We start from the raw sequence: 25,098 nt of genomic DNA on the forward strand, positions 1-25,098 counted from the left end.
ATACCCGAAAAACGTTCAAAATTACAAAAGGCCTTCAGAATGTGACCATTCTGAAGGCCTTTTGTCGACAATCTGAAGTAACTTCTCTGCTGAGAAGTTACTTTTTTTATTTTTCACATTCGAATTCATAGGAAGTTGTTACGAGAAAACCACTTTTTTTAACGATTGCTTCTCCTCCATCATTTTCACAGCTTTTCAAAAGCTGATTTATTTGCTTTTCTGAAGCGATTGAAAAAAAGATGGAAAAGGCAACTCCGATAACAATCATTAATCCACCTATCATTAACCAAACTTTTCCGTTATTCCCCACCATTACACTTCCATATTTAAATAAAAATAAAAGGTTCAGTATGAATTTCAGATTGAACAAATTCCACCGATAATTTTGAGTTCGAACATAATTGAGCCATTTTATCGGCCACTCCTTTAATCATGACCTTTTCTACGTGATGTCCTGGATCAATAATGTTTAACCCTAAATTTTGAGCGTCTTGGGCAATATGGAATTTTATATCACCAGTTACAAATACATCGGCTCCAGAGCGTTTAGCTGCATGGATATACGTATTCCCATCACCGCCTAGCACTGCTACCTTTGACACTAATGACTCCGGTTGACCAACCAGTCTCACCATTGGAACGTCTAATTGTGTTTTAACGAATTGAGCGAATTGTTTCAAAGTTATCGGTTCTTTTAAAGTTCCAACTCGACCAATGCCCATTTCCTTTGTTTCCACCGCCAAAGTATATACGTCATATGCAGGCTCTTCATAGGGATGAGCGTTAAGCAACGCTTTTAAAACTTTATTTTTTATGGAGTGTGGGAAAACCACTTCAATTTTTTCCTCATCAGTTGTTTCCATTTCACCGATTTTACCGATGAAAGGATCTGCACCTTCTAAGGCTCTAAATCGACCTTGTCCATTTGTTGAGAAGCTACAAGAATCATAATTACCAATATGCCCAGCACCAGCTTTAGCCAAAGCGAAACGCACTTTTTCAGCGTAGTCATCTGGTACAAATACGGCTAATTTCATTAAATTTTCATGGTATGTCTTTTCTAATATTTGTTTATTTTCGAGCTGTAATGCATCTGCTAGTAAATCATTTACACCACCAGTTGCTACATCTAAATTCGTATGGGCAGCATATACTGCAATATCATTTTTAATGAGTTTTTCGTAAAGTTTACCAGCTGGAGTATCGGTTCTTAAATTGGCTAGCTTACGAAAAATTGGCGGATGGTGAGCAATGATTAGTTGGCATCCTTTTTGTATAGCTTCATCTGCAACTTCATCGTTAACATCTAATGTTACTAAAACTTTTTTTACTTCTTTATTCAATGTTCCGATAGCAAGTCCAATTGGATCATTTTCCATACAGGCTAATTTTTTTGGTGACCAGCTTTCAAAAAGCTGAATAATTTCATAACCATTAGCGACTTTCATCAGCTAAAGCCCCCTTTACTAGATCGATTAAGTGTAAAAGCTCTTTACGTTTTGCTACGATGTCTTCCGTTTCCTCAGCTTGTTCAATAGAAGATAATACTCGTCTCCAATTTTGGATTTCCTTCGTCCATTTTTCTATAAACACGTCTGATCTATTCGCCATTAAATGATTTCCTAACAATATTTCTTGTTCAGATAACTTCATTTCACCCCGTTGTAACACAAGAATCTCGTAAATTTTTTCATCTTCTTTTAAAATCACTTCATCTAAAATCGCCCAGCCATTAGATAATGCCCATTCTCTAATTACCTTTGCATGAATGTTCGGTTGTAAAATAAGTCTTGTCACAGTTTGTAACAATTGTGGATTTTTTTCTAGGATGGAAACGATAAGAGGTCCACCCATACCAGCGATTGTAACCGTATTTACCCCATCACTTTCATTAATTGCTTGTAGGCCATCTGCAAGGCGAACAGTGATGGAATCTTCAAGCCCTTCCATTTTTACCTGTTTTACGGCAGATTCAAAAGGTCCCTTTACAACCTCTCCTGCAATGGCTTTATGCACAATGCCTTTATGAACTAAATAACAAGGTAAATAAGCATGGTCACTACCGATATCTGCAACGATAGCTCCCGTCGGTACAAAGGAAGCAACAGCCTCTAATCGTTTTGATAATTTTTGTGCATTCATATAGTTACCGCCTTTTTTCTAATGTCTACATCATATTATATAAAAAAAACAAAATAATTGTCTTGAAATGATATTGGTATAGAATTTTCAATTATGTATAAGAAGACAATAATGATACCCTATAAAGTTAAAAGGGCTGCCTTATAAGTAAACACTTAATAAGACAGCCACTTGCTTAAATATTATTTTAATGAAGAAATGTACTCAGCGATTGCTTCCGCTTCTGCACCAGTTTTTAATCCTGGAGTCATTGGAGAACCTTCAATACCGTTAGCTAATACGTCTTTGATATGTTCAGCATCTAAACCAGCAATTTTTGGTCCCATACCACCAGTTAAGTCACCACCGTGACAACCGATACATGCAGATACTAGTTCTTCACCATTTGCTCCTTCTGCAGTTGCTCCGCCCTCTTCAGCAGCTCCACCTTCTTCAGTAGTAGCTTCTTCTTCGTGACCTTTAGCAATCTCTTCTTTATTTCCAGCACCTTCTAATGACATAAAGAAGATAAGTCCGATACCGAATGCCATAATAAGAATATAAGGAATAATTGGATTGTTTTTCATAGGTTACCCTCCTTTTTTAATTCATTTTTCTACATCTATTAATATAGAATCTAGTCAACATTAATTATTGTACTTCATTATTTGAAAAACGAAAAGACCTAAACACCAACTTTTACAAGGATTGACACAAAATCGACAATAATAAGTTAATGTTGGAAAATTTAATTTGCAATAACTAATTTTTATATTTTCTAAATACCTTCACATAATCCCCTTAAATATCTTTCCACTTCTTCGCTTTTCATATACCCTAATCCACTATGAATTTGGATTGATTCATCACTAATTTCAGAAGATTTACCAATCATTATTAAGGCAGCCATTTTAATATAAATCAAAACAGAGTTCAATCGAAAGATTCCCTTTTTGACTATTTTCCGGCTATTTGAAGGCCATTTAAGCTTTTCTAGGCTAATTTCCTAACAAGCTTCTATTTGGTGCATTAAAAACGTTTAAGGCCATTTCCTGTTTCTCCTCACATCCTAAAAGATACGCGGGCTATAAATAAAACATATTTTGTTTCATGTTAATCACATGATACCCATATTTGAAAGGGAATTAAACACTTCTATCGGAAATGTTTTATGTTCTTTTTTATGCAGTGCTTAGTAAAATCAAACAAATAGTTGATATCCTAATACAATAAGAAGTCCAATCGCTCCAGACAATGTAAAATAGAGTAATTTTAATTTTAATCCTGTAAACATCCAAATAAGGCAGTTGGCTATTAGTGACCCATATAAAACGAAAGGATGGTCAGGAAAATATTCAACTGATACTTTAACAGATAGACCAAATATTAATAATGCGGCAGCAATAGGTAATAGCGGTGCAAACAAAAGTTGTTTTTTAGCAAATAAGAAAGCACTTATTAAAAAGATTATGGCTATAATTCCGACTAAGCTAGAAACGAGCCAAACCCATTTCGTGACGATTAATAACAATACAAACAAGGCTATACTAATTGCCATTACACTTATGGATAATATCCATTTCCGTTTATTTTCCATCGCTTTTATTGACTTTTTATGACTTGCGTCTTCCAAAAGATTTTCTTCATTCCCCTCTGAATAAAGGGTCATTAAAAAATCACAATAGTGATCCGGTAATAATCGATTCTGTTTCCAATATAGTATTTCATTTAAAACGATCTTCTTTTTTGGATTTGGCATTTGCTTTTTCTCCATTTTTTTCATTTTATGTATGACTATAGTTTATCTTATTTTCATGACGTTAGCATTAATAAAAAAAGCATCCTTTTCTAATCGCCAACCAATAGATACGGAATGTAACTATTGGTGGAAATTATGAAAGGATGCCATTATATAACTATTCTAGGAAATCTTTTAATCGTTTACTTCTAGATGGATGGCGTAATTTTCTTAATGCCTTCGCTTCGATTTGACGAATTCTTTCTCGAGTTACCCCAAATACTTTCCCAACTTCTTCAAGGGTACGTGTACGACCATCATCTAAACCAAATCGTAGTCGTAAAACATTTTCTTCACGATCTGTTAACGTATCTAAAACATCTTCTAATTGCTCTTTTAACAACTCATATGCTGCATGATCAGATGGTGATTGAGCTTCATGGTCCTCAATGAAGTCCCCTAAATGGGAGTCATCTTCTTCCCCAATTGGTGTTTCTAAAGAAACTGGCTCCTGGGCAATTTTTAAAATCTCACGGACTTTTTCAGGGGTTAAATCCATTTCTTCACCAATTTCTTCTGGTGATGGTTCACGACCTAAGTCTTGTAATAATTGTCTTTGTACACGTATTAATTTATTAATCGTTTCGACCATATGAACTGGAATACGAATAGTTCGTGCCTGGTCAGCAATCGCACGAGTGATTGCTTGACGAATCCACCAAGTAGCATAAGTGGAAAATTTGAACCCTTTACGGTAATCAAATTTTTCTACAGCCTTGATTAAACCCATATTCCCTTCTTGAATTAAATCTAGGAATAACATTCCTCGACCGACATAACGTTTTGCAATGGAAACAACTAGACGTAAGTTTGCTTCTGCTAGGCGTTTTCGAGCATCCTCGTCTCCTTGTTCAATACGTTCAGCAAGCTCTATTTCTTCTTCAGCTGTCAGTAAATCAACACGACCGATTTCTTTTAAATACATACGAACCGGATCGTTAATTTTCACACCAGGAGGAACACTTAAGTCATTTAAATCAAATGCTTCTTCGCTCTCTTCTTGTTTTGCTAAAACTTCATCTTCAAATTCTTCTTTACCTTCAACTTGAATACCGTGACTTTTTTCGATATCTTCTGCAAAATGGAAAATTTCTTCATTTTCCAAATCAAATGGGGCAAGCTTATTGGAAATTTCTTTCATCGAAATTTCGTTATCTTTTTTCGCTATTTGTTGAAGTAATGCTTTTACCTCTTCAACAGATTGCTCGTTAATTACCTCTTTTGATTGTTCTGACTTGTCCGCCATAAACCTTCCTCCTTCTAACAACCGAATCGGGTTAAATCGCCGATAATGATTTCTTCAATTGTATGATTGCTTGAGCAATTTCAAGTGCACGTTTGTGTTCATGCATCCTCTCTGCTTCCAAGGAATCATGAATTAATTTTTTAATTTCAACTTCAATTCGATGTTTTTTTAACTGCTTCAAACAGTCATTAATTTCTGCTTCCGACTGTTCTGGATCATGTTCTACAAGTGCAGCTTCCATCACAATTTTTCTCAACTCAGTATCGTCAAGAATTTCTAAAAATCTTTGATAATCAGCTGTTCCATGTTCCTCATAAAAACCGATTAACCGAACGAATACTGCTGCGTATTCATCCCGTGCAAAAGGTTGAGGATCATCGCTTTTTAAAACTTTATCTATGACATCAATATTCATTAGCATATGCGACAATAATAGTCGTTCTGCCCGTTCTGTTGCAGATAAAGATTTTTTTTGTTGAAGATCAATTTGTTTCGTTTGAATATTTCCTTGTTCAGCCCGTTTAAAATTTTTCGCATTATTCGCTTCTAATTTTCTAAATTGCGCATATATGGCTTCTTCAGAAATATTTGTTTCACTTGCAATTTGCTTTATATAAAGGTCTCTTTCAATAGGAGAAGAGCGCCCGACAAGTTGCTCAAGCACTTCTTGGATATATTGCAACACATCATTTTCAAATTGAAAGTTTTTATTTCTCCTTGCATGCATCATCATAAAAGCAATGTATGCATGAGGCTTATCTAAAATTTGCTGTACAAAATTTTCGGGTCCATATTTTCGAATATATTCGTCTGGATCTAATTTATCCGGAAGTACAGCTATTTCTACTTTCAATCGTTCGGAATGTAACATTTCAGAAGCACGTTTGGCTGCTTCCCAACCTGCATTATCACCGTCATAACAAATTATTATTTGCTCACTTAAGCGTTTCAACTTTGTGATGTGCTGTGTGGTTAAGGAAGTACCCATTGTAGCGACTGCATTGTAAACTCCAGCTTGATTGGCAGCAAGAACATCCATAAAACCTTCCATTAATATAACTTGACGTTTTTTTCGAATAGTTGTTCTTGCCTTGTCCAAATTAAAAAGCACTTGACTTTTATGGAAAATTGGTGATTCAGGACTGTTTAAATATTTCGCCTCATCCACTGAATCGATAATACGGCCAGAAAATGCAATTACCTTTCCATTTTCATCTCGTATTGGAAACATGATTCGTCCTCTAAAGCGGTCAAAATAAGTATGGTCACTTTCCTTCTGGATGATGAGTCCACACTCGGCCATTTCTTCTAAAGAAAAGCCTTTTCTTTTTAACAAAACTGAAAGAGTATCCCATGTTGGTAAAGACCAACCTATACCATTCGTTTCGATAAGTTCCTTTGTAAATCCTCTTTTCAAAAGATAATTTAACGCTTGTTCCCCATCTTCCGTATTCATCAACAAATGATGATAAAAGTCGGCAGCAAATTCATGAGCCTCAATCATCTTTTCTTCTTTTTTTGAATAAGTTTGGCTTTCTTTTGACTTACTATTGCTTTGGATATCTAAATGAATCCCTAACCGATTTCCTAACTTAACAAGGGCATCAGGGAAAGAAATATTTTCAATATCCATTACAAAAGTAATTGCATTACCGCCTGCACCACATCCAAAACAATGAAATATTTGTTTATCTTGAGACACTGAAAACGAAGGTGTATTTTCACCATGAAATGGGCATAATCCGAACCAGTTACGTCCTCTTTTCGTTAACTGCATGTAGTCACTTATGACGTCTACAATATCGGACTGGGAACGAATTTGTTCTATCATCTCTTCAGGAATTTTCCCGGTCATTTTATCACCAACTTCAGATGCTAAGTAACACAATTCGAGATTAATTTAAAAAATCCTCTATTTTACGACAAAAATAGTTTTTATAAAATAAATCTCGGTTTAAAAATATTTTTACCACAATTTTTTCATTATAAAACAAATAGATGAAAATTTCCACTTTTTTTATAAAAAAACTAAATTTTCGAACGAACTGTGTAAACAGATTAAAATACTTTTCTTAATTAATATGTATACTACAGCGGCGCAAAAAAACCTCCTCAAAAATAGAAGAGGTGGCTAAAAATTTGTATATTATTTATTTTGTTCAATTCTGTCGATAATGTCATTTGCTGTTTCTTCAACGGCTTTATTCGTCACATCGATCACTGAACAACCAATACGTTCTACAACATTATAAAAGTGTTCAATTTCTTGCTCAATACGTGATTGTTTTGCATAAATCGCATCATCATTCAACCCTAAAGCAATCAAACGCTCTTTTCGAATGACATTTAACTTTTCCGGAGAAATGACTAACCCAAAACATTTTTTTGGGTCCACTAAAAATAATTCTTCTGGCGGATTCACTTCCGGAACAAGGGGAACATTCGCTACTTTATACCGTTTATGGGCTAAATATTGAGAAAGAGGTGTTTTGGATGTTCTTGAAACACCAACTAATACAACATCCGCAAGTAGTAATCCTCGGGGATCACGACCATCATCGTATTTAACCGCAAACTCAACTGCTTCTATTTTTTTAAAGTAATCATCATCTAATTTATGAACTAATCCGGGCTCCTCAAGCGGTTGTTCCCCGATTTGTTGTTCAAATAAATGAATCATAGGACCCATTAAGTCAATCCACTCTACTTGTTCATGTTTACATCGATTCACCATAAACTGTCTCATTTTTTCTTCTACAAGCGTAAAAACTACGATAGCATTTTGCTCTTTGGCAATTTCAACAATTTTTTCAATATGATCGTTATCTTCTATATGGGGAAACTTTCGAATGAGTGTATTGTCAAAGTTTGGCCGGAATTGTGTAATGGCGGCTTTTACAACTTGTTCTCCCGTTTCTCCAACTGAATCAGAAACAACGAATACTTTTAATAGTTTCAAAATAGCACTCCTTATAAATCATGGGTTTCTGCTAAAGAGATGAAGGCTTTAGTAATATTTGTCTTTGTTAGTCTACCGACAATTTCTAAACCTTTATCTGTTTCGTTCACAACAGGAAGTGAGTCAACTTGTCTTTCAATTAACTTTTTTGCAGCCACGATTAATGAATCTGATTTTTTACAATAGGCAATATTCGGCATCCTAGTCATAATAATATGGACTGGAATTTTTGTTAACTCTTGAGTACCTAAACTAGTTCTTAACAAATCTTTTCTAGACAATACTCCTTGTAAAAAAGAATGTTCGTCAACAACAAATAGTGTACCAACATCCTCTAAAAATAATTGAACAATCGCATCATATACTGTCATGTTTTCCGATACTACAACAGGTAATGATTGAAAGTCTTTTACCTTTAAATTCATCATCGATTCTGACGCTGTTGTAATCGTCTTCTTACCTGAATAAAAATAACCAACACGTGGTCTAGCATCTAAAAATCCAGCCATAGTTAAAATCGCTAAATCTGGTCGTAGAGTAGCCCGAGTCAAATTTAAACGTTCTGCAATTTGCTCACCTGTTATTGGGCCATTCTCTTTAACGATTTGCAGAATCGTGTCTTGACGTTTATTGAGTTCGATTGGACTCACCCGCTTCAAATAGTGTTATACTTTTACCTAAATATTATATACTATAATGACAATAATTTGTTAAGAAAAATACAAGATGCTACAATATTGACACACTTCTAGTTCGTAGCATAGAATATCATATAGAACTTTATATTAGGCAATGACAGGACAATAAGTATCTTTTCAAAAAAGCGAGTAGGGTTTGGTGAAAGCCTACAGGAAAAGAGAAACGGCACCCTTGAGCCAAACTAGTTAAAAGAGGATTGTTCAATTTTTGTATAAGCGACGACGCATGCGAACGCTTGACTTCTACCAGGAGGTTGAAAAGAAAGCGTTTGTCAGACAAGGAACGAGGAGCCAATCAACCGGAGTGAACTAAAAGGTTCATGAGGATTGCATTGGTGACGAGTGACGACGTATGCGAACGCTTGACTTCAACCGAACAATCAAGCGGGGTGGAACCGCGGGTGTATACATACGCACTCGTCCCCGGGCAAAAAAGCCCGGAGACGGGTGCTTTTATATTTACTATCATTAGGAGGAATTACTCATGGCTCAAAAATCTATGGAAACAATCGTAAACTTAGCAAAACATCGTGGTTTCGTGTTCCCAGGTTCAGAAATTTATGGTGGACTTGCAAACACTTGGGATTACGGTCCACTAGGTGTGGAATTGAAAAACAATGTAAAAAAAGCTTGGTGGCAAAAATTCGTACAGGAATCAGAATATAATGTTGGCCTTGATGCTGCAATTTTAATGAATCCACGTACTTGGGTTGCATCTGGTCACGTTGGTAACTTTAATGATCCAATGATTGATTGTAAATCGTGTAAAGCTCGCCACCGTGCAGACAAATTAATCGAAGATGCTTCTCTTCAGAAAACAGGCAATGAAATTATTGTAGACGGCATGAGTTTTGATCAAATGAAAGCAAAAATGGAGGAACTGGCTGTTACTTGCCCTGAATGTGGTGCAAATCACTTTACAGAAATTCGCCAATTCAATTTAATGTTTAAAACATTCCAAGGGGTTACAGAAAGTTCTACGAATGAAATTTTCCTACGCCCTGAAACAGCGCAAGGAATTTTCGTCAACTTCAAAAACGTACAACGTTCGATGCGTAAACGGACACCATTTGGTATCGCGCAAATCGGTAAATCGTTCCGTAATGAAATTACACCTGGTAACTTTACTTTCCGTACACGTGAATTCGAACAAATGGAACTTGAATTCTTCTGTAAACCAGGTGAAGATTTAGAGTGGCAACAATATTGGAAAGAGTTCTGTAAAAATTGGTTATTAAATTTAGGTATGAAGGAAGAAAGCATGCGTCTTCGTGACCATGAAGAAGATGAGTTATCCCACTATTCCAATGCAACAACGGACATCGAGTTCCGCTTCCCATTCGGCTGGGGCGAACTATGGGGTATTGCCGACCGAACAGATTATGACTTAAAACAACATATGGAACATTCCGGTGAAGATTTTACTTACATTGATCCAATTACAAATGAACGTTACGTTCCATATTGTATCGAACCATCTTTAGGTGCTGATCGTGTCACTTTAGCCTTCTTATGTGATGCTTATGATGAAGAAGAATTAGAAGGTGGCGATTCTCGAACAGTATTGCGCTTCCACCCTGCGCTAGCACCGTTTAAAGCAGCAGTATTACCTTTATCGAAAAAGTTAGCAGATGAAGCTAGTGAAGTATGGGCAGAATTACGAAAAGCGTTCCCTGTTGATTATGATGAATCTCAATCAATCGGTAAACGTTACCGCCGACAAGATGAAATCGGCACACCATTCTGTATCACTTATGACTTCGATTCAAAAGAAGACGGCCAAGTAACCGTACGCCACCGTGATAGCATGGAACAAACACGCATGCCAATTACTGAGGTTAAAGCTTATATTGAAAAACATCTCCAATTCTAATTTATACAAAAAGAATGTTGAGCTTATTTCGCTTTAGCGGGATAAGCTTTTTTCTTGAAAGTAATTGGATTTATCGGCTAGATGTATAAAATTACCTATACCAGCGAATAATGGTATAGGTATCTTTTTTCCACATTTTGTTCATTTTGTTCATTGAGTCTTTCATTTGTTAGAATATTTCGATTATAATGATAGAAAACGAGGTGGGGTTGATGTTCTTCCAAACTTTATTTAAAAAACAGAAGTCAATAGAGAATGAAAAAAGCGCTAGTGAAAAATTTTTAGTGATTATTAATGAATTATTAAATAAAGAATTACCAGAGCATCAATCACATCATCATATTTTATTTACAGCAAATGTTAAGCTTGATACTTTAAAAAATTTACTAAACGAACATCGAAAGCGATGTCAGTTCGAACATAAAGTAGGACAATATCATATGGAAATGTATGATCAAATACGGAAACAAACAAGTGATTTACAAGGTTTAATCGATTGTTATACAGAACTTCATATCGATATGGCCCATATGAATCATCGTTTACTCTTTTATTACGATAAAATTGACTTTTTATACGACAACTATTTAAATTTACTAGATGGAAAATTCCTGAGTGAGTCAAATCCCCTATTTTGGCAAGCGATTAAAGAAGACACATTAGAAGTCGTACGCAACATTTTATAATCGTTATTCTGTTGGTTCCTCATTACGCTCATTTCGAGTGAGTAATGGGGTTCTTTCTAATTGTTCAATAAATGATCGGGATTTTAAACGAATACCCGTTTGTTCTTCATAAATCGTTGAAACAATTTTTTTAATAAACTGTTTCGTCCCCTTTTTCAAATCTAATTTTCCAATTTGATCAATAGGTACTGAGTAAAACATTCGAATTAATTTTAACTGAGTTGGTGTTAATCGAATAATATATGGGTCTAAATGAAAACAACGATGACATAAGTAACCACCTTGAGCAAAGGAAAATGCAAATTCCCCTTCAATAGCTCCGCAAGATGCACAAGCATGTAGAATTGGTTGGACTCCTGTATAAGGAAGTAGCTTCCAATCGACAAATAAAGCAATTGCTTCTGGATCATACTCTTCCTCAATGGCATGAAGGGCTTGTTGTAATACTTCGAAGGCAAAAGGTTCTGGACTTCCCTCTTCCACAATTCGATCGAGAAGTTCGACAATATAACTAGCGTAAGCTGTTGCAACGATATCGGTTTGAATATGACGCATCGAAGCTAAGTGCTCCCCTTGTTGTAAAGTCCCCATACCCGAACTTCTCTGTACAACATATAAACCATGCATAAACGTTTGAGTAACCCCAGCTAAACGACTAGTTGGTTTTTTTGCCCCTCTAGCCATCACTGTCATTTTACCCGCTTCCCTTGTCATGATCGTTACGATTTTATTGGATTCTCCATAGGATCTCGATTTTAAAACAATGCCTTCCCATTTGTTTAGCATTGCGGCACTTCCTTCTACTTTTTTCTAATTTCTATTATACATAAAAAGAACGCCTACATATTTGTAAGCATTCTTTTCCAGTCATTAATATTCGTCTTCGCGATAGCCAAAATCACGTAAATGGGTTGATTTATTACGCCAATCCTTTTGTACTTTTACCCAAAGTTCTAAATACACTTTTGAACCTAAAAGCATTTCAATATCTTTACGGGCTAAAGTTCCAACCTCTTTTAATAAAGCTCCCCGTTTGCCGATGACAATTCCTTTTTGCGAATCACGTTCGACCATAATTGTCGCTTGAACACGAATCATATGTTCGTTTTCTTCATCCCGCTTAATTTTGTCAATCACAACAGCAATTGAATGGGGAATTTCTTCCCTTGTTAAATGAAGAACTTTTTCCCGTATGAGCTCGGAAATAATAAAACGTTCTGGATGATCCGTCACTTGATCAGCAGGATAATATTGAGGACCTTCTGGTAAATATTTTTCGATAGCGACTAATAAATTGTCTACATTATTACCTTGTAATGCTGAAATCGGGATAATCTCTGCAAATGGGAACTTCCCTTTATACGTTTCAATAATATTCACTAATTCATCAGGATGAATTTGGTCAATTTTATTAACTACTAAAAATACGGGCGTCTTTGTTCCTTCTAGTAATTCTAGAATAAATTCGTCACCTTTTCCTAAACCTTGTTCTGCATTTACCATAAACATAATAAGATCTACTTCACGTAATGTATTTTTAGATACTTTTATCATGAATTCCCCTAATTTATGTTTCGGTTTATGGATACCAGGTGTATCGATAAATATCATTTGAGACTGATCACGGGTTAAAACACCTTGAATTTTATTTCTTGTTGTTTGCGGCTTATCTGACATAATGGCAATTTTTTGGCCAATTACGCGATTTAAAAAAGTGGATTTTCCTACATTAGGTCGACCAATAATCGAAATAAATCCTGATTTGTAACTATTGTTGTTTTCCTGCATGTTCTAAATCCTCCGGTGTAAAGGCGCCTGGTAAAAGCTCGCCAACTGTCGTTTGTTGTATATCCCCTTTTAAGTTTGTTAAATAGACCGGCATATCTGGTGCACAAAACTCCGAAATCACTTGTCTACATGCTCCACATGGGGAACATGGCCCTTCTGTATCCCCTACTACGGCAAGCGCTTTGAATTTTTTTACACCTTCTGATACCGCTTTAAAAATCGCCGTACGTTCAGCGCAATTTGCTAAACCATAACTTGAGTTTTCGATGTTACAACCTTGATATACTGTACCATCCTCGGCTAAAAGTGCTGCCCCTACTTGAAATTTTGAATAAGGTACATAAGCTTTCTCTCTTGCAACTTTTGATTGTTCAATTAATTGATTCATATCCACTGTCATTTTCCCCAACTCCTTAAAATTTCTTTATTAAAACCATTTTGGTAAAAAAATAAGTAAACCGATTATAACACTTGCAACTGCAAATACAAGTACTGCCCCTGCCGCTACATCCTTAGCCTGCTTTGCTAAAGGATGATATTCTGGCGATGCTAAATTCACGACAGCCTCGATTGCCGTATTCATCATTTCGGCACCAATGACTAGTGCCATAGCGATGATTAAAATAAGCCATTCTGTAATCGATATCCCCGTTAACGCTCCAGCTATAACAACTATTATTGCACTAAATAAATGAATACGCATATTTTGTTCGTTTAACGAAGTGCGTATGCCAAATAATGCATATCCAAAGGATTTAATAAGCTTATGAACGTCCATTAAAATCACGACCTAAGCCAAAAGAAGATAAAATGTCATCTTGTTTCCCAAACATGACTTTCTCATCCTCTTCTGTCATATGATCGTAGCCTAAAAGATGTAAAAATCCGTGGACTGCTAAAAATCCAAGTTCACGTTCAAAGGAATGACCGTATTCCTCCGCTTGCTCTTTCGTTCGATCCGTTGAAATAATAATATCACCTAAAATGCGAGGAATGCCTTCTCCTTGAATCGCTACTTCCCCTTCACCTAATTCTTCAAGGGCAAAGGAAATAACGTCCGTAGGCTGGTCTTTATCACGATATTCCCGGTTAATTTCATGGATTGCCTCATTTGTAACAAAGGTAACCGAAACTTCACTTCCCTCTTCAATATTTAAAGTGTTTGCAGCATGTTGAAGTAGCTTTTCAACTAGTTCAATATGTTCTTCCTGCACTTCATTTGTTTCATCTAAAAAATCAATATTAAGCATTGAATCCTCCTATAATTATCCTTCTTTTGGATATTCAATCCTTGAATGGAATATCCCATTTAATGTCTCACATAATACTTCTTCTATTTTCTTTAGTTCTTTCAGGGATACATCACATTCATCAAATTGATGCTCTTGTACACGACTTTGAATAATGGAATGGACAAGTTGTTGTACTTTTTCCATACTCGGTTGTTTCATAGAACGTACAGCCGCTTCTACACTATCCGCAATATTAATAACTGCGGCTTCCTTCGTTTGAGGTTTTGGACCAGGATAACTAAACGCTGCTTCGTCAACCTCTTTCCCTTCATCCTTCGCTTTATGTAAGAAGAATTTTAAGGTACTTGTCCCGTGGTGCTGTAGGGCAATATCTACAATTTCTTTCGGCATTTTATGCTTTTTCAACAAAGCTGCCCCATCCGACGTATGGGAAATGATAATTTCCGCGCTTCTTTCGGGTGGCAATGAATCATGGGGATTAATTCCTGACATTTGATTTTCAATGAAAAATGCCGGTCTTCTAGTTTTCCCAATATCGTGGTAATAACATGCAACACGGGCTAGTAAACCATCCGCTCCGATTGCTTCACAAGCAGCTTCCGCAAGATTGGCCACCATCACACTATGGTGGTAAGTTCCTGGTGTTTCTGTTAGCAATTTTTTCAACAACGGATGATTTGGATTCGATAATTCGATTAATCTCATTGTCGACAATAATCCTAAGGCTGATTCAAAGAAAGGTAATAATCCCATCGTTAATGCACCTGATAAAACTGCAGAAGTAATACCCGCAATGGCATAAAATAATAATTCTAATAAATCATAATTAGATTGGGACATGAGTAAATAAAAGGCAATAAATAAGAAATTACTTACTAATACAATGCCGCATGCTTTTAATAAATGGGATCTTTTCTCCATACTTCTCATAAAGAATACGCTTGATAATCCACCAAATATGATATATAGCGCTATATCCATTTGTAAAACTGCTGCGTACCCTTCGTGAAACAAAATCCCAGCAGAGGCAGCCGTTAATATAGTTACTAATATTGCTGCTCTCTCATTCGCCAGTAATCGTACTAGCATTGTGGCAAGGGCTGTCGGATATAAAAAGGCAATCGTCATATCAAATTGATCCGATAATAAACTAAGTAATTTCATTAATATAATAGAAATAGAGTAAACGATAGCTGTTACGAATAAAGCCTTTCTTCTTTTCTCTAAATCCATCTTCGAGCGGTCAAAGAGAATGTACATAAAGGCCATTTGCAAAATAATAAAGATGAAAAGCCCTAGAACCGGTTTCGTTGATGTATGGCTATTCAATAAACCTAAAAGTTCCAATTGACGATAAACTTCTCGATCGATCAATTCCCCTTCTTGTACAATAATCTGTCCTTGTAAAATCCGCGTCGGCTCTACCTCTTCTCGGGCTTGTAAAATTAACTCTTTTGTTCTTTCTTCATCCAACACTTCAGTTTCAACAATTGCCGCTCGTCCAATCATTGCAAGTACACTAACTAAATTTTCATCTAGCGTATCATTTTGGCGGACTCTTGATTCGATTTCATTACGTATTTGAGCAACATCGTCCGTTCGGATTGGTGAATTCAACGTTGTTTCAACTAAATTTACAAGAAAAGTCTTTGCCGTTGCAATGCTCGCATCATTTGCTGTTAACAGCGACTGTAATTGGTTGTCGGTAAAGTTAAGTTGGGATTGACTATCCGTAATATCCTTTAATTTATCTTGTAGTTGTTGGACTTGGGTTTCTATCGGTACTTCCTCTTTACTAGCACTAATTTCTGTTCGTACATCCAAAAGAATATCAAAAATGGATGTAACTAGAGAAGAGCGATTTTGAGCCGTTTCATCGTTAAATACATAAACAGGTTCCACAGCCTTTTCGGCATTATCCCGCTCCTGTTCCGTTTTCACCGTGTCTTCTACCGTTTTAACTGCACGTATAGTTTCTGGTGCTAGTTGAAAAGCTTGTATATCGTATGTAGTACCTCGAATATTACCGAGCATTAAAAAGAATTGTAGAATACCCGTGACAACTAAAATAACTACTAATAAAGTTCGAAAACGTATCATATTCAGTAATTTATTTAAGTGCTTTTCCACCTGCGCACCTCCAAAGGTCTATCTCTATGTATAGTTTACCAATTTATGAATATAATTTCATGAAAAGTTACTAGAAATAAAAAATGTGCACGATTTATCGTACACATTTTTAGAGCTATACAATAATCCGGTATTAAACTTAACTTTATTATAACTCTTGATCTGTGTAGGCTTGGATAATTTTCGCTACAAGCGGGTGACGGACTACATCTCCAGCCTCTAACGTTTTAAACTGTATATCCTTTAAAAATTTTAATGACCGCTCTGCAATGATTAAACCTGACTCCGTATTTTTTGGTAGATCAATTTGAGTTTTATCTCCGGTAATGACCATTTTAGATCCGAAGCCGAGTCTTGTTAAAAACATTTTCATTTGCATATGGGTTGTATTTTGAGCCTCATCTAAAATAACGAAAGCATCATCTAATGTACGGCCACGCATATAGGCTAAGGGCGCTATTTCTATTGTTCCACGTTCGATTAATCGTTGAGTTTGCTCTTGTCCATAAATATCATGTAACGCATCGTAAAGTGGTCGGATATAAGGATCGACCTTTTCTTTTAAATCTCCTGGTAAAAACCCTAAAGATTCTCCTGCTTCTACTGCTGGTCTAGTTAAAATAATTCGTTTCACATGGCCATTTTTTAATGCCTGAGTTGCCATCACAACGGCTAAATACGTTTTCCCTGTACCAGCAGGACCAATTCCAAACACGAGGTCATGATGACGAATCGCTTTTATGTACTCGCGTTGACCAATTGTTTTTGCACGGATAGGTTTCCCTTTAAAGTTTCTTGCTATTTCTTCTTCATATAATTCAGCAAAATATTCAATTGTCCCTTTATTCACCATTTCGATTGCAGTTGCCACATCCCGCAAATCAATATTAACCCCTTTTCGAATCACTTTTAATAGGGCAATTAATAAATCCTTCACTTGTTGTTTTGGAAGTTCTTCCCCTGCAATTTGAATCATTTCTCCACGGGTAATAATACGTACTTGAAATGTTTCTTCAATGAGTTTGATATTTGCATCGGACATTCCTAGTAACATAACCGCTTCATTTGGATTTTCTACTTGCAATTCTGATAATTGTTCTGACATAATCAATCTCCTTGGTCAATTGGGTAGTTTTTCGCAATATTTTCATTTACCAAAAATAGGACTTTCCCTTTCACTTTATCATCATCGAATGTAACGTGCAAAATGTTTTCCTTTTTGATAATCGTTTTTGGTGGTAAAGATTTTAAGATTTTTTCGTGCAGTAGTGGCAAGATAAACGATTCGATTCGTTCTTCTGTAATCTCTTCCGTTACAGTGGTGTACTTTTGAGTCTTTTTGATTTCGATAAATTTTGAAAGCCACTCCGGTAAATCGATCTTTTGAAATGATTTTCCCTGCTCCTTTTTATCATTATTCATTTTGAAATCAATCGTCCACTCTCGACTACTAGCTGAGATGAATTGTATTTCTTTTGGAATAGAAAATTCCGTTTCTAACCAGTAGTCTGCATACACTTCCCCAGAAGCTCCTACTACAACCGATTTATCTCCAACTGAAATAACCCCTGATACAAGTGTATCCCCTTTATAGACAGTTGTATTCGGTAGTACACGACGTTCTCCGCTAGAAATTTCAAAATGAGTAATTACTCCGCTCTTGGCTGCAATCAAATGATTTTTCCCATCATTTGTATTATCTCTATTATCAGTAATCGGGGCGAGTTGCGGAACAATCGTCATACTACTACCTGTTTTTAGTATATGCACCCAAGATAAATCTCTTAACTCCTCCATAATAGTTTGTCTAATTTCAAAGTCCGATTCCACTTTTCCCCTTAAAGTAGGTTTGGATAACGATAATTTCTCATTCACAATTTTTTCTACAGCTACCCGTACTTCAGGGATTTCTGATTGGACTTCCACCTTCCAAACAAACTGAGAGGCAACAATTGGTATACAAATAAGTAATAATAAGCCTAGAGCTGTCCAACTATTTTTTTGGAAAATTCTAGACACTTGTAAATATTGGATCTTCACTTTAATACGATATTTCTTTCTTATCGTACGGACAGTCATTACATCTTTTCTTGTAATTTCAAAACGGATTTCATTGTCTAAATGAATCACATTTTTTATTTTTACACCTTTAGAATGCAAATTTTGAATAAAGGCGTGGGCCGCATTGTTCCGTGTAATATGAATTTCAACAGGTCGATTATCAAACTTTTTCATAATCGTTCACCTGCCTTTTCATTTCAATTGATAATAAGTTTTCTACATGTATTATAAATTCTTCCTCTTTTAATACATCTATATGTACACGATTTGCTTTTATTAAAATTGAAAAATCTTCATATAAAAAAGAACAATGCTGTTCAGATGCTTCAATAAATCTATATGTTCCAATCAACCGTAACTGGCTGCTATTTACGATTTCAATTAATGGATCTTTTTGGAATAGTTTTTTCAATTAAAATGCCCCCCTTTCGCAAAAGTATATGCTTTGAAAAAGGGGGGCATGTATATATTCCGTTCGTTTCTCTGAAATTACTGCAGAACTTCGAACAAATTAGGAACGTTGCTTTGCCTTTGGCGGTCCTAAAATTTCTGATGTAATGATCGCCTGAACTAATGCTTCTCGATTAGTAGGGACAAAGTTACCGATTTCCTGTTGTTTAATATTCCCTTTTGTAGTTTTCGCTCTTGTAATATTTGATGAACGATTGGAACGATTTGCATCAAGGGTTGGCCGAGCGTTTTTCACATTAGTTTTCGAAACATTATTTTCTACTATTGTTTCTCTTCTTGCTAAATCTCGGGAAGGTTGCTCTAGAGAACGATTGGACGATCTAGTAGACGTTCTATCGTTTAATTGCTGAAATACTTCGCTCGCAAAATCTTCCAGTGATTTCTGCGGTTCCCTTCGATCTACTTTTTTTGAAGATTGGGACCTTTGAGTCGTTTGCTTATTATTAAACGGTGGCATTGGTTTTTGTTCTTTCTTTTCTTTTCCAGCAAATAAAGAACTAAGAATAAAAATGACCACCATGCCAATGATGCCTTCCATTATCGAAACACTCCCTTCTTTAGGTGTGTTATATGATTAATCTTCCGTCGAGTCCTGTTTTTCTTTTGTTACTTTCGAAATAGAATCTCTCATGGAAGTATCTGCTTGAATGTTTTTATAATTCATATAATCCATAATTCCAAAGTTTCCTGAACGAAGAGCTTCTGCCATTGCCATTGGAACTTCTGCTTCCGCCTCTACAACTTTTGCTTTCATTTCTTGTACTTTTGCAACCATTTCTTGTTCATTTGCTACCGCCATTGCACGACGTTCTTCTGCTTTTGCTTGGGCAATATTTTTATCCGCTTGTGCTTGTTCAATTTGAAGTTCTGCCCCAATATTTTTACCAACATCTACGTCTGCAATATCGATGGATAAAATTTCAAAGGCTGTTCCTGAGTCTAACCCTTTTGAAAGTACTGTTTGAGAAATTAAATCAGGGTTTTCTAATACTTTTGAATGACTTTCAGAACTACCAATTGTTGAAACAATCCCTTCACCTACACGGGCGATAATTGTATCTTCACCGGCACCACCGACTAAACGATCTAAATTCGCTCTTACCGTTATTCTCGCTTTCGCTTTTACTTCAATCCCGTTAATGGCAACACCAGCAATAAATGGTGTTTCAATTACTTTTGGATTTACAGACATTTGTACCGCTTCTAATACGTCACGTCCAGCTAAGTCAATCGCCGCACAACGTTCGAAGGATAATTCTATATTTGCCCGTTGAGCTGCAATTAAAGCATTTACAACACGGTCTACATTACCACCAGCTAAATAGTGGGACTCTAACTGATTAATGGAAACGTCTAATCCTGCTTTGTGAGCTTTAATTAATGGGTTTACAATACGAGCCGGAATAACCCGACGTAATCTCATCCCAATTAATGTAAAGATACTTACTTTTACTCCTGCCGCAATAGCACTAATCCATAGTGCAACTGGAACAAAAGTTAATATAACTGATAATACAATAATAACTACTACAGCTGTAATAATTAAACTAATTGCTGCTGCATCAATAACCATACTATTCCACTCCTTTTTCTATTTCTCTCACGACAATTCGTGAACCTTCTACTCGTACAACTTCCACTTTCTTTTTTGAATCAACATAATTTCCTTCTGAAACGACATCGATTCGTTCGTTATCAATTATTATTGTTCCTGCAGGTCGAAGAGGTGTCATTGTATATCCCGACTTTCCTAACAGGTCAACACGGTTGACATTGGAGACATAACCTTCTTCCGTTGTCGTTGCGTCCCTTAATATTAATTTATTAAAGACATGCAAATTTTTCCCAAAGAATTTCATTAATACCACCATTCCTATTATAGCGATAATCATAGCGATTAAAATCGAGTACGCCATATGAACCACACTTTCACCTGCAAATAATAAACTGATGATCATCAGTGCACCACCAATAAGTCCGACGATTCCTCCTGGAATAAACAATTCAGCGGCCAATAAAGCAAAGCCAATAACAAAAATGAAGATTGACTCGTAGGTTGCAAATCCTGAGGCGATATGTCCAAAGAAAAATAATCCGAAAGAAGATAGACCAATGAGCCCTGGCAAACCAAATCCAGGAGAAAATAATTCCATTACTAAACCAAGGGCACCAATCGATAATAAAAAGGTTACAACAATCGGATTAGTTAGAAAGCTTGAAAGCTTATTTGAAAACGTTGACTGCATTGATTCCTTTTCACTTTCGGTTTGACCAAATTGTGAAAAATCATTAGCAGTTTCTGTTATTAAAGCCCTTTCATTCGTATCCTTGGCTAGTGTTAAGGAATGATCGACAGCCCCATTGTTTAATGAGCGTATTTCTTCCCCATTTGCATTGACAGTGAAATTGAAGGAAAAAAACGTTAAGGACATTAGTAATAATGCCATGAAACAAATGCCTTTTATTTTCCCCATAGCTACCCTCCTTACTTTGATGGGCTGTTTCTGATAATTAATTTACGGTTATATCGTCAAAAAGTTTCAAAAATCGAATGTATTTAATAATTTTTCTCCATTGTACATAAATCGACTTCTCATTTCTTACTTATTCTATTATTATTCTATAAAAAAATGCACACGATGTTTTTAAATAAAAGTTCAAAAAAATGTAAAATACCCTAGTATTTGAAAATTCAAATACTAGGGTATATCATTTTTTTCCTTAGTGAATCATAAATTGCGTGTTATGAACGTAGGGATTGTCTAGGAAATTACCACTTACGTTTACGTGCAGCTTCTGATTTCTTTTTACGTTTTACGCTCGGTTTTTCATAAAATTCGCGTTTTCTTACTTCTTGAATAGTACCACTTTTAGATACAGTACGTTTGAAGCGGCGAAGAGCATCTTCAAGCGATTCGTTTTTTCTAACGACAGTTTTTGACATCTCTCTTTCCCTCCCTCCGAACACACGTCAATACACAAACTACTATAGCAACTTGTGTACTAAAAAATTATATCGTATTGTCTAGCGACAGTCAATAGTAAGTATTCGAATTAATAGTTAGAATCGGAAATTAATCCATTCATTATCGCTACACCAGAGCTTGCACCGATTCTCGTTGCTCCAGCTTCAATCATTTTTTGCATATCTTCAAGACTTCTTACGCCACCTGAAGCTTTCACACCAATTTCTGGACCGACAGTTTTTCTCATTAATGCTACATCTTCAACCGTTGCTCCACCAGTAGAAAAACCTGTAGAAGTTTTCACGAAATCAGCACCAGCTTCTACTGATAATTCACATGCTTTTACTTTTTCTTCATCTGTTAATAAACATGATTCAATAATTACTTTAACTAAAGTACCATTTGCCGCATCAACAACTGCTTTAATATCATCACGAACTAACGTATGATTCCCATCCTTTAATGCGCCAATATTAATAACCATATCAATTTCTTGGGCACCGTTTTCAATCGCATTTTTTGTTTCAAAAGCTTTTACTTCTGAAGTTGTTGCACCTAATGGAAAACCAATCACAGTACAAACTTTTACATTTGTCCCAGACAATAGTTGTGCGCTGTAATGAACCCATGTTGGATTTACACAAACAGATGCAAATTCGTATTTTTTTGCTTCTTCACACAATTTTTCAATTTGGTTTTTTGTTGTTTCAGCTTTTAACAATGTATGATCAATCATTGAAGCGTAATTTTGTGTCATAAAAATTACTCCTTTTCATTAAGTTGTCCGTACCTCTCCCATCATACCATTAACAGGAATCGTTTGTGAAATGTCAGATATTTTCAAAATTTAAAAAGATCATTTACATAGTTTAAATCAAAAAGAAAACGACAAAACCCTTTAAGTTTTGTCGTTTCTTTCCTATTGCACCTGTTCTTCTAATACACGTACAAACTGACCTTCACAATAAGGATAGCCAGCTTTTGTAATCTTTACTTTTACAAGTTTACCGATCATCGATTCAGTTCCTTCAAAGACTACACGTAAATAGTTATCCGTATAACCTACGAATAAGTTTTCTTGATCCGATTCTTTATAGGTTTCTTCAGGAATAATTTCTAACACTTCCCCTTCAAAGCGGGAAGCATATTCTTTTGCTAATTGATCATTTAATGTCAGTAAACGATGTACACGTTCATTTTTCACTTCTTCATCGATTTGATCTTCCATTCTTGCAGCAGGTGTACCTGTACGTTTTGAGAATGGGAAAACATGTAGTTCTGCAAACTTATGTTTTGCGATAAAGTTATACGTTTCCATAAATTCTTCTTCCGTTTCTCCAGGGAAGCCAACAATAACGTCAGAAGTGATTGCTAAATCCGGTAATGCATCGTTTAAACGTTCAAGGCGTTCCGCAAAGAAATCCATTGTATATTTACGACGCATCCGTTTTAAAACGGTATCAGAACCTGATTGAATTGGAATGTGTAAATGACGAACAACGATATTCGAATTTTTCAATACTTCAATCACTTCATCTGTAAGTTGAGAAGCTTCGATAGAAGAAATACGTAAACGTTTTAACCCTTTTACATTCGCTTCAAGGTCACGAAGTAATTGAGCTAAGTTATAATCTTTAAAGTCTTGTCCGTAACCACCAGTGTGGATACCAGTAAGTACAATTTCAAGATAGCCAGCATCGACAAGTTGTTGTGCTTGGCGAATGACTTCTTGAGGATCTCGTGAACGCATTAAACCACGAGCCCATGGAATAATACAGAATGTACAGAAATTGTTACATCCTTCTTGAATTTTAAGGGATGCACGAGTACGGTCTGTAAAATAAGGAACGTCTAACTCTTCATAAACACGGTTTTTCATAATATTTCCTACCGCATTAATCGGTTTTCGTTCTTGCTTATATTGTTCAATGTACCCAAGCATCTTTTGACGATCTTGTGTACCGACAACAATATCGACACCTGGAATAGCCATAATCTCTGCAGGTGATGTTTGAGCATAACAGCCCGTTACACAAATTACTGCATCTGGATTTTGGCGGACAGCACGACGAATTACTTGACGAGATTTTTTATCTCCAGTATTCGTTACTGTACATGTATTGATGACATAAACGTCAGCTTGGTGTTCAAACTCCGTCCGTTCATATCCTTGTTCTTTAAAAAGCTGCCAGATTGCTTCTGTTTCGTAATGGTTTACTTTACAGCCTAATGTATGAAAAGCCACCGTTGACAAGGCTAGTACACCTCTTTCACTCAAATTCATAGGAAATGGCAGATAGCGCATATAAAGGGGCGGTTTCTGCACGTAATATTCTAGGTCCAAGAGACATTGTTTCAGCTCCAGCATTTAATAACAGTTGTGCTTCGTTTCTTGAAATGCCGCCTTCCGGACCGAAAATTAATAAAATAGACTTCAATTCATTATCATACACTTTTTTTAGCTTATCCGCAAATCTAGTACGCATTTCCTGTTTGGCATCTTCTTCATCTGCTATAAAGACGGCATCAAAGTTTGAGAGCGTATTAATTAATTGTTTAAAGGAAATGGGGTTCGATATAGTTGGAACATGATTTCGATGGGATTGTTCTGCGGCTTCCTGCGCAATCTTTTGTAGTCTTTCTGTTTTTTTCTCACCCTTTTTTTCGTCCCACTTTACAATGGAACGTTCCGCACTAAAAGGAATTAAAGCATACATTCCTAATTCAGTCCCCTTTTGTGCAATAAACTCCAACTTATCCCCTTTCGGTAACCCGCACGCAATATGTACTTGAATTGGCATTTCTGACGAGGGGATCGTTTCTCCCGTTTGTTTCACAACGATTTCTTGCCCTACAGATAAAATTTCACAAATAGATGCTATATTATTGGAAACAACAACAATTCGGTCTCCGCTCGTCATGCGCATTACTTTGGAAATATGACGAGCATTTTCACCTGTAATTGTAATTTCATTATTTTCATTAAATGGTTCATGTAAAAAATACCGTTGCATACCACACCTCCTAGGTTTGCTGCTTATAAAATGA

Annotated in this window: 28 protein-coding genes; 2 read left to right on the plus strand and 26 right to left on the minus strand. The window is 35.9% G+C overall.

The window, feature by feature from the left end:
• Positions 1-106 precede the first annotated feature (106 nt).
• From H9636_RS16770 to H9636_RS16815, 10 genes are all read right to left on the minus strand, one after another.
• On the minus strand, positions 107-310 hold the full coding sequence (locus H9636_RS16770) for a hypothetical protein (RefSeq protein WP_191708727.1): 204 nt from the start codon (positions 308-310) through the stop codon (positions 107-109).
• Positions 311-326: 16 nt separating this feature from the next.
• Positions 327-1,448 (minus strand): Nif3-like dinuclear metal center hexameric protein, encoded by a 1,122-nt coding sequence (locus H9636_RS16775; protein WP_191708728.1) that lies wholly within the window; start codon positions 1,446-1,448, stop codon positions 327-329.
• Positions 1,435-2,142 (minus strand): tRNA (adenine(22)-N(1))-methyltransferase, encoded by a 708-nt coding sequence (locus tag H9636_RS16780; protein ID WP_191708729.1) that lies wholly within the window; start codon positions 2,140-2,142, stop codon positions 1,435-1,437. Before H9636_RS16780 ends, H9636_RS16775 begins: the two co-directional genes overlap by 14 nt.
• 182 nt (positions 2,143-2,324) lie before the next feature.
• Positions 2,325-2,708: a c-type cytochrome gene (locus H9636_RS16785; protein ID WP_191708730.1), complete on the minus strand. Its 384-nt coding sequence runs from the start codon at positions 2,706-2,708 to the stop codon at positions 2,325-2,327.
• 191 nt (positions 2,709-2,899) lie between these two features.
• Positions 2,900-3,058 (minus strand): hypothetical protein, encoded by a 159-nt coding sequence (locus H9636_RS16790; RefSeq protein ID WP_191708731.1) that lies wholly within the window; start codon positions 3,056-3,058, stop codon positions 2,900-2,902.
• A 264-nt stretch (positions 3,059-3,322) separates the two neighbouring features.
• Positions 3,323-3,880: a hypothetical protein gene (locus tag H9636_RS16795; protein ID WP_191708732.1), complete on the minus strand. Its 558-nt coding sequence runs from the start codon at positions 3,878-3,880 to the stop codon at positions 3,323-3,325.
• Between the two features lie 157 nt (positions 3,881-4,037).
• A complete protein-coding gene (rpoD, locus tag H9636_RS16800; RefSeq protein WP_122971335.1) occupies positions 4,038-5,165 on the minus strand; it encodes an RNA polymerase sigma factor RpoD in 1,128 nt (375 codons plus the stop codon).
• A 31-nt stretch (positions 5,166-5,196) separates the two neighbouring features.
• Complete coding sequence (gene dnaG, locus H9636_RS16805; protein WP_191708733.1) at positions 5,197-7,020, minus strand: DNA primase; 1,824 nt, start codon at positions 7,018-7,020, stop codon at positions 5,197-5,199.
• A 291-nt stretch (positions 7,021-7,311) separates the two neighbouring features.
• The gene (locus H9636_RS16810) at positions 7,312-8,124 is read right to left on the minus strand and encodes a pyruvate, water dikinase regulatory protein (RefSeq protein WP_191708734.1); all 813 of its coding nucleotides are present in this window, start codon (positions 8,122-8,124) and stop codon (positions 7,312-7,314) included.
• Positions 8,125-8,135: 11 nt separating this feature from the next.
• Complete coding sequence (locus H9636_RS16815; protein WP_122971414.1) at positions 8,136-8,774, minus strand: helix-turn-helix transcriptional regulator; 639 nt, start codon at positions 8,772-8,774, stop codon at positions 8,136-8,138.
• A gap of 532 nt (positions 8,775-9,306) precedes the next feature.
• On the opposite strand from H9636_RS16815, the gene H9636_RS16820 reads away from it, so the two are divergent.
• Together H9636_RS16820 and H9636_RS16825 are read left to right on the plus strand one after the other, a co-directional pair.
• Complete coding sequence (locus H9636_RS16820) at positions 9,307-10,695, plus strand: glycine--tRNA ligase (protein ID WP_191708735.1); 1,389 nt, start codon at positions 9,307-9,309, stop codon at positions 10,693-10,695.
• 212 nt (positions 10,696-10,907) lie between these two features.
• Positions 10,908-11,381, plus strand: a complete 474-nt coding sequence (locus H9636_RS16825; protein ID WP_191708736.1) for a hypothetical protein — start codon at positions 10,908-10,910, stop codon at positions 11,379-11,381.
• A gap of 3 nt (positions 11,382-11,384) precedes the next feature.
• Here the strand turns inward: H9636_RS16825 and recO are convergent, their stop codons facing one another.
• The 16 genes from recO to H9636_RS16905 all read right to left on the minus strand — a co-directional run bounded on the left by recO (position 11,385) and on the right by H9636_RS16905 (position 25,064).
• Complete coding sequence (gene recO, locus H9636_RS16830; protein WP_191708737.1) at positions 11,385-12,167, minus strand: DNA repair protein RecO; 783 nt, start codon at positions 12,165-12,167, stop codon at positions 11,385-11,387.
• An 84-nt stretch (positions 12,168-12,251) separates the two neighbouring features.
• A complete protein-coding gene (gene era, locus H9636_RS16835; protein WP_191708738.1) occupies positions 12,252-13,169 on the minus strand; it encodes a GTPase Era in 918 nt (305 codons plus the stop codon).
• The gene (locus H9636_RS16840) at positions 13,150-13,569 is read right to left on the minus strand and encodes a cytidine deaminase (RefSeq protein WP_191708739.1); all 420 of its coding nucleotides are present in this window, start codon (positions 13,567-13,569) and stop codon (positions 13,150-13,152) included. The genes era and H9636_RS16840 overlap by 20 nt, the downstream gene beginning before the upstream one ends.
• Before the next feature lie 27 nt (positions 13,570-13,596).
• On the minus strand, positions 13,597-13,947 hold the full coding sequence (locus tag H9636_RS16845) for a diacylglycerol kinase family protein (protein ID WP_191708740.1): 351 nt from the start codon (positions 13,945-13,947) through the stop codon (positions 13,597-13,599).
• The gene (gene ybeY, locus H9636_RS16850) at positions 13,934-14,419 is read right to left on the minus strand and encodes an rRNA maturation RNase YbeY (RefSeq protein WP_122971343.1); all 486 of its coding nucleotides are present in this window, start codon (positions 14,417-14,419) and stop codon (positions 13,934-13,936) included. Before ybeY ends, H9636_RS16845 begins: the two co-directional genes overlap by 14 nt.
• A 15-nt stretch (positions 14,420-14,434) precedes the next feature.
• Positions 14,435-16,552: an HD family phosphohydrolase gene (locus H9636_RS16855; protein ID WP_191708741.1), complete on the minus strand. Its 2,118-nt coding sequence runs from the start codon at positions 16,550-16,552 to the stop codon at positions 14,435-14,437.
• A gap of 148 nt (positions 16,553-16,700) precedes the next feature.
• Complete coding sequence (locus tag H9636_RS16860; protein ID WP_191708742.1) at positions 16,701-17,657, minus strand: PhoH family protein; 957 nt, start codon at positions 17,655-17,657, stop codon at positions 16,701-16,703.
• A gap of 2 nt (positions 17,658-17,659) precedes the next feature.
• Positions 17,660-18,787: a sporulation protein YqfD gene (locus tag H9636_RS16865; protein WP_191708743.1), complete on the minus strand. Its 1,128-nt coding sequence runs from the start codon at positions 18,785-18,787 to the stop codon at positions 17,660-17,662.
• Complete coding sequence (locus H9636_RS16870) at positions 18,774-19,025, minus strand: hypothetical protein (RefSeq protein WP_191708744.1); 252 nt, start codon at positions 19,023-19,025, stop codon at positions 18,774-18,776. Before H9636_RS16870 ends, H9636_RS16865 begins: the two co-directional genes overlap by 14 nt.
• 99 nt (positions 19,026-19,124) lie before the next feature.
• Positions 19,125-19,622, minus strand: coding sequence for a hypothetical protein (locus H9636_RS16875; protein ID WP_191708745.1), 498 nt, complete (start codon positions 19,620-19,622; stop codon positions 19,125-19,127).
• Between the two features lie 36 nt (positions 19,623-19,658).
• Positions 19,659-20,657: a flotillin-like protein FloA gene (gene floA / locus H9636_RS16880; protein ID WP_191708746.1), complete on the minus strand. Its 999-nt coding sequence runs from the start codon at positions 20,655-20,657 to the stop codon at positions 19,659-19,661.
• Position 20,658: 1 nt separating this feature from the next.
• A complete protein-coding gene (locus H9636_RS16885) occupies positions 20,659-21,558 on the minus strand; it encodes an NfeD family protein (RefSeq protein ID WP_191708747.1) in 900 nt (299 codons plus the stop codon).
• 296 nt (positions 21,559-21,854) lie between these two features.
• The gene (gene rpsU, locus H9636_RS16890; RefSeq protein ID WP_004227078.1) at positions 21,855-22,028 is read right to left on the minus strand and encodes a 30S ribosomal protein S21; all 174 of its coding nucleotides are present in this window, start codon (positions 22,026-22,028) and stop codon (positions 21,855-21,857) included.
• Positions 22,029-22,138: 110 nt separating this feature from the next.
• Positions 22,139-22,807: a deoxyribose-phosphate aldolase gene (deoC, locus tag H9636_RS16895; protein ID WP_191708748.1), complete on the minus strand. Its 669-nt coding sequence runs from the start codon at positions 22,805-22,807 to the stop codon at positions 22,139-22,141.
• A 162-nt stretch (positions 22,808-22,969) separates the two neighbouring features.
• A complete protein-coding gene (mtaB, locus tag H9636_RS16900; protein WP_191708749.1) occupies positions 22,970-24,304 on the minus strand; it encodes a tRNA (N(6)-L-threonylcarbamoyladenosine(37)-C(2))-methylthiotransferase MtaB in 1,335 nt (444 codons plus the stop codon).
• 16 nt (positions 24,305-24,320) lie between these two features.
• Complete coding sequence (locus H9636_RS16905) at positions 24,321-25,064, minus strand: 16S rRNA (uracil(1498)-N(3))-methyltransferase (RefSeq protein WP_191708750.1); 744 nt, start codon at positions 25,062-25,064, stop codon at positions 24,321-24,323.
• Positions 25,065-25,098 lie beyond the last annotated feature (34 nt).

Source organism: Ureibacillus galli (assembly GCF_014836845.1).
Lineage (GTDB): Bacteria > Bacillota > Bacilli > Bacillales_A > Planococcaceae > Ureibacillus > Ureibacillus galli.